5 protein-coding genes are annotated in these 5456 nt (G+C 41.1%); all 5 read left to right on the plus strand.

Annotation, left to right across the window (positions count from 1 at the left end):
• The coding region (locus HMPREF3192_RS03035; protein WP_231723344.1) for a VirB4-like conjugal transfer ATPase, CD1110 family at positions 1 to 1650 on the plus strand (1650 nt) is incomplete at its 5' end.
• 12 nt (positions 1651 to 1662) lie between these two features.
• The gene (locus HMPREF3192_RS03040) at positions 1663 to 3354 is read left to right on the plus strand and encodes a phage tail tip lysozyme (RefSeq protein ID WP_066305224.1); all 1692 of its coding nucleotides are present in this window, start codon (positions 1663 to 1665) and stop codon (positions 3352 to 3354) included.
• A gap of 15 nt (positions 3355 to 3369) precedes the next feature.
• Complete coding sequence (locus tag HMPREF3192_RS03045; RefSeq protein WP_066305225.1) at positions 3370 to 4200, plus strand: hypothetical protein; 831 nt, start codon at positions 3370 to 3372, stop codon at positions 4198 to 4200.
• On the plus strand, positions 4187 to 5164 hold the full coding sequence (locus tag HMPREF3192_RS03050) for a hypothetical protein (RefSeq protein WP_066305226.1): 978 nt from the start codon (positions 4187 to 4189) through the stop codon (positions 5162 to 5164). Before HMPREF3192_RS03045 ends, HMPREF3192_RS03050 begins: the two co-directional genes overlap by 14 nt.
• A 14-nt stretch (positions 5165 to 5178) precedes the next feature.
• The coding region (locus HMPREF3192_RS03055) for a hypothetical protein (RefSeq protein WP_156422845.1) at positions 5179 to 5456 on the plus strand (278 nt) is incomplete at its 3' end.

Raw genomic sequence — 5456 nt, forward strand, 5'->3', positions numbered from 1 at the left:
CGCTTAACTGATCAGTGTATAAGCTCAATGCTTGACCTAGATTTTCCAGTAACTGTATCCTGGCATCTTCAACCTCAGGATTATTCAACAAGTGTAGCTCAAGCAAGACGAAAAGCGAGCTGGCTTCAGTCTGAAATAGTAACACAGCAGCAACAAGCCCTATCAAAAGGCTATGATGCTTCAATTCTTCCCGCTGCATTGCGAGAAAATATGTCAAATTCAGAAGAAGTGCTTGATCTTCTTGAGGGAAAAGGTCAACGCCAATATATCTTTGCAGGAGTTGTTTTTACCTATGCACAAGATGACGAAACTCTTGATAGGCGCATAAGTGAAATTAAGCGTGCTGCTCACGCACGAGGTTTGGAAGTCTCAGAAGCACAATACCAACAGCAAGAATGCTTAAATACCGTGCTTCCTTTATGCAACAATCAATCAAATTGTTATCGTGACTTAACCACTTTTCAAGCTGCTCTTATGATGCCTTTTACCACGCAAGAAATAGTGCATGAAGGCGGTGGCTATTATGGTCAAAATCAAACAAGCCACAATCTTGTACTTGTGAGACGCAGAAATCTCATGAGTCCTCATGGCTTTGTTTGCGGAATGAGTGGTTCTGGTAAAAGTTTTGCTATCAAACGTGAGATCTTTAACACCTTTTTGGTAGATCCTACAGCCGAGGTGTTCATCAATGATGTAACGGGAGAATACTCCTATTTGGTTAATACCTTAAATCAGACTGAATATGAGTTTTCTCCTGACTCAAAAATCTTTATCAACCCGTTTGATATGCAAGTATCTTCTGAGCTTTCAGCTCCAACCGCTTTAAGTTGGAAGACCGATGCAATATGTGCAATGCTTAGCGCTATGAAGTCTGAAGGTAAAGAAGGCTTAACTCAAATTGAACGTTCTCTTATTACCGCAGCTGTTGAGAGGTGTTACCAACAAAAACCTGATGATGTGCCTATTCTTGAAGATTTAGTTTACAATTTGCAAAACTCATCAGTAGAAGTTGCAACAAAACAATCTCAAGAACTTGCGCTAATTTTGACCCGCTATACACAAGGCGCATCTAGCTTTTTGAATCATAAAACTACAAAAACCCCAGCAACACGTCTTGTTAGTTATAACACCTCAAAAGTATCTGCTGATATGAGGGCGTTTGTAATGCTTGCAAATTTGGAAGATCAACGACAACGTATTTTGTACAATCACGCTCAGGGTATTAATACCTACATCTACATTGATGAGATTCAGTCTCTTTTTGCTCACCAAACTGTACTTGTTTATTTGGCTCGTCTATGGCGTGAAATTCGTAAATTCGGTGGCATTATGACAGGAATGACTCAGTCGGTCACCGCTTTAGCACAAGCATCTGAATCTAACTCTGATGCACGAGATATTGTTAAACAATCTGGGTTTTATTTATTACTCAAGCAATCTGCTGAAGATGCTGCCTATTGGCAAGCAGCTAAGGGCTTGTCTGACAGCGAACTAAGGGTAATTGGTGATGTGTGTCAGCCAGGACAAGGGCTTTTAATTGCAGATGGCGCAAGAGTAGCGGTTGAAGATGACTTTCCACGCAACAATATTTTGTGGGATATGTTCAACACTTCCCCCGAAGAATATGCCGTTCGCAAAAAGGTTAGCTAGGTAGGTTTTATTATGGACGAGCTAACAAGTATATCTTCAACAACCACTTCAAAAGAGCTTTTGGTAGATGTTGCTATGCAAGGCGATAATCGCCTTGTGGCAACATCTGCTGATAGCTTAGCTTCTCATGCGCAGAATTTTTCTGAAGAAGAGATGCTTGTAGACGCTCATAGTTCCAACTTTGACTTAGCTTTTGTTTCATCAGACAAATCAAAAGATATTTGGAATAAATATAAGCGCTATGGGCATGTAAAGCCCACAAGCGCAAACTTTATCAAGTACTACCAAGATATAAAGCTCTATAAAGCGCAAATAAAAAAGCTTGAAGCTTTAGGTATCACCCCTGAAGGCTTGACCAAAGTTCCAACTCCCTTAAAGCCCCGTACCCTTGACCCTAAAAACCTTCAAAATGCTCAGATTCTCATACAAAAACCGTCTTTAAAAAGGACAGTTGTTAAAAGCTTCAATCAGACCTATAACCCCGTCTATAAGTACAAATCCACCGTGGCAGCCGCTAAGCGTGCTAAATCAACTTTCAAAAAGATGAGAGATACAAAGCGTTTGATGGGAACAGGATATGTAAAGCAGACTTTCCACATGGCATCAGCATCCATTAAAGCCCTTCTTCAAGCTATTGCAGCTGCAATAGGCGGGGTGATAAGTATACTTGGCACTATTATTGGCACACTTTTGCCTGTTATTTTAGGCGCAGCAATAGCAATGGCAATAATAGCAGCTGTAATTGGGTTTTTTATTCCCACTCAACAATCTCAAAATATTTTGAATGAAAATGCCAGAGCAGTCGCCAACTACCTTATGAGCGAAAAAGGACTCGATGCTCTTCATACCGCAGCGATCTTAGGCAACATGAAACAAGAAAATTCAGAATTTCGACCAGCCTATAGAGAAGGTGGACGAGATGCAAAACTAGAGCGATTAGATGACCCGCAGCTTATAAATGACAATCACGGTTATGGCATATGTCAATGGACTACTCCTACCGAAAAAAGAGCGCTTCAAGCGCTCGCTGACAAAATGGGTAAACGCTGGGATGACATCAATGTTCAAGTTGCTTTTTTAGGAAAGCAACTTGATGAATGGAAGCGTGGGGGTAGCTACATGATAAAGCAGGGTGATGATCCCCCCGCAGGAACTCGTGTAGGTGGCTCTCGTGCAGGTTTTGATGGCACAACTTCCATTGAGGAAGCTGTGCGCCATGTTTGTTATGGCTGGATTAACTTTCGCCCTGGCATTCCTAGAGAGTCTAAACGCATTAAATATGCTTATGAATACTATGTAGCACTCACTTCTACAGGAGCACAAAATGATGGCACTTTAGATACACGCCAAAAAGCTGTAGTTGCTGCAACCAAAAAAGTACCCTCACCAGGCGCAGGTCTTTGTGCTAAATGGGTGAGCTTGGTGCATCAAAAAGCAGGTTATGGATACCCCTCAGGAAACGCCAATGATATGTACTACAAGTGGTGTACATCATCTGACTTATCCACCTTAAAGCCTGGAATGATTGTAGCGGTACCAACGCATCCCGCAACTCCTGCTGGCAAAAAATATGGACACGTTGGCATCTACATAGGTGAAGGTAAGGTCATGGACAACATCGGACACATTCGCACCAAATCCCTCTCAGAATGGCTTGCAGAATATTCAAAAACCTCCACTCCTAAATGGGGTTTTATAAGTTAGTGAAAGGCTGGATATATGAATACAATTAAAAACATGTTTAAGAATCATCCTAAGCCCATGTTAGGTGTAGCGTTTGTTGTGCTATTTCTAGTGTTTGGAAGCGTGGCTCGCTGTGTTAATGTGGCTCAGTCTCGTAAACATGCAGAAAAATCTCCTCAAGCTCAACAAACGCAAGTACAACATGAACAACCTGCAAAAAGCCTTGATGTGCTTAAAAACAAAAAGATTAAAGCTGCCACAGATGAAACCTCTGCCAAGCTTCAAGCATATCTTTGCCGCAATGTGTTTGCGAGCGGTCAAAAGGGTTCGCTGCGCTTTGAGAAAAACATGATTGTGCAGGTTGATTCATCAGGCAAAGAGATTAAGACTCCGTATTTAGTACTTGCCGCCAAAGATAAGCCCTCGACCTATGAGAATATGAGTTCTGTTCGCACAAGCTTTGTGCTGCAAACCCCTGAAGGTTTAAAGATGTGTACTCTTGAAACGGTTGCTGATAGTGCAGAAAAGCCTGGCTTTGCTGCGCTTGAGGGCAATGTTTTTGGCAAGGACATCTTTGAACGTGTAGAGCCTACCAAAAACTTTGAGGTGGAAATTCCCACCAATTTACCCGCAGAAATTAAGCTCGATGAGAAAAAACTAAAAGATAAGGTAAATGACCATGTTGCCAAAAACTTTCCTATGGCAACCAAAGCAACCTGGCAAAAAAGCTATACCTATGACACACAAGGTAAGTTTATAAGCTTTAGCTACACCCTTGATGGTCTTCAAAACACCACACTTACCCTTACCTATGACGTAAACACCTGCGAGATTAGTTTTGAAGGAGCAAATTATGTACAAAAATAGATACCTAAACCAAATGCTTGCGTGCCTTCTTTTAGCAGCGGTTTTATTAATTGTTCCCAAGCAAGCATATGGATTGGATATGCTTCATAGTACGCCATATGCAGCAGCAGATATTTTTAGCGATCTGCTGCACTGGCTTATAAATGCTATCTGTCAGCCTGTATGGGGTGCAATTATGACTGCTCTTAAAGCTAACTTTGAGATTGCAACCCCCACCTCAGATTTTCTCAAAAATTTATCTCAGATTTTAGGTCAAAATAATTCGTTATGGAAAACCACAACTGATGTGTGTACCACCATTGTTAGACCTATTGCGGGAGGTGTCTTGGGCTTTTGTGTTATGGTGCAATTTATCAAAATTTCGCAAAAGATAGATGGCTCACAAACCGTTCCTGCCCTTAAAGAGATTGTCTTTCTCGTAGCATTTTATGTATTCTTCTCCTGGCTCATTACGCACTCAACTGAGATCCTTACTGCGGTTTATGATGTCATTTTAAAATCGTCTACCAAAATGACCGAACTACAACATAATTTTAATTACATGGACAATTTTAAGACTGTGGAGTTCACAGATATTGGATGGGCGATTGTAAGCATTGCGTTTGCTTTTATTCTAGTTATGCTCACTTTTTTGACTACCGCATACGCCCATGCACTTCTTATTATGAGAGGAATACAGCTGTATATTTATATCATGTTTGCTCCTCTCAGCCTGGCTCTTTTAGGAAGCGAACAAACCCGCAGCATGGGAATTGGTTTTATTAAAGCTTTTGTTTCTCAGTGTTTGGCGGGTATGATTTTAGTATTTTTGGTCTATTCGTATCCTGCAATTATCTCAATGGTTGTTATAGTTCCACAACTCGGTATCCAACATGCGCTTTCGGCTTGTTTAGCTGTGGTTCTTGCATACTTTATGGCACTCAAAAAATCATCCGACATCGCAAATGCAATTTTAGGAAGCTAAGAAAAGGAACGCCTATGCAGACAGCTATGTTACAACCCTCATCTTCCAAACCCCACCCCATAGAATCTGTACTTGGTGAGAGGATCTCACCACAGGTAGATCGTTTCAAGCACCAGATGAACCGTATTCATCACTTACAAACTGTAAGTTGTCTTTTCGTAAAACACTACCTTGCTAGTTGGGGATACCACAGCAAAGGTGTGTTTTTAGCACTTGCCGAAGATCCTGAAGCCAAAAAGTACTTCAAGGATTTTGATCTTGAGGAACTTACCTCAGTTGATCTTCTTATTCT

The organism is Atopobium deltae (assembly GCF_001552785.1).
GTDB classification, from domain to species: domain Bacteria; phylum Actinomycetota; class Coriobacteriia; order Coriobacteriales; family Atopobiaceae; genus Atopobium; species Atopobium deltae.

What these genes read in the sequence shown, in the direction of transcription:
- HMPREF3192_RS03040 (WP_066305224.1), top strand. Translation starts at nt 1,663, where the DNA reads ATGGACGAGCTAACAAGTATATCTTCAACAACCACTTCAAAAGAGCTT.
- HMPREF3192_RS03050 (WP_066305226.1), top strand. Translation starts at nt 4,187, where the DNA reads ATGTACAAAAATAGATACCTAAACCAAATGCTTGCGTGCCTTCTTTTA.
- HMPREF3192_RS03045 (WP_066305225.1), top strand. Translation starts at nt 3,370, where the DNA reads ATGAATACAATTAAAAACATGTTTAAGAATCATCCTAAGCCCATGTTA.